The organism is Mesorhizobium sp. P5_C1 (assembly GCF_054049815.1).
Window position 1 is genome coordinate 1 of the sequence record NZ_JBFULQ010001271.1, and the last position, 717, is coordinate 717.

Consider the following 717-nt stretch of genomic DNA (forward strand, 5'->3'; position numbering starts at 1 on the left):
AGCTCGTTTGGGGCGCGGAGATGGCTTTGACGCTTTGATGGCGCGTTCGTCAGCAGCATGGCCGCGATTGCTGTCCCACACGGCGTCCGCATCGGCCGCCGATGACCCTTGCATCATGAACGGCTTCGGTCCGGCTCCTTTGCCCGCAGCAATCTTATCCATGCTCCGCCCGGAAGCGATAGATCGGTCCTGTGCCAGCACCGCGTCGCCATTGCCGTCCACCGCGTATTTGTCGCGATGCTTGATCAGCAGCCAGTTGGTGCGTTTGCCTCCATTGCGATCGTGCTTCATGCGCACAAGGACAAAACTTCCGTGCAGGCGCTTACCGTCGAGCGTGAACTTAAGATCGCCTTTTTCCAAAGCCTGTCCAGCTGACATAGAGCCTTCCGGCTCCCAGTATCCCCGGTCCCACAGCTGCACGGTGCCGCCGCCATATTGGCCCTTGGGGATGGTGCCTTCGAAGTCGCCATAGTCTAGCGGATGGTCTTCCACCTCGACTGCGAGACGTTTGTCGTGAGGATCCAGCGACGGTCCCTTCGTAACGGCCCACGACTTGAACACACCATCAAGCTCAAGACGAACATCGTAGTGCAGCCGCGTGGCCGCGTGCTTCTGAATGACAAATCGAAGCCGGTTAGATTTCGCGATCGTGCTTTCGCCGCTGGGTTCTTCCGTCTTGGTGAAATCCCGCTTCGCCCTATAGGTGGAAAGCTCGCC

1 protein-coding gene is annotated in these 717 nt (G+C 59.1%); it reads right to left on the reverse strand.

Translation table 11 applies throughout. From position 1 onward, the window contains the following. The coding region (locus tag ACXJ7R_RS35325; RefSeq protein ID WP_457155828.1) for a DNA polymerase ligase N-terminal domain-containing protein at window positions 1–717 on the reverse strand (717 nt) is incomplete at both ends.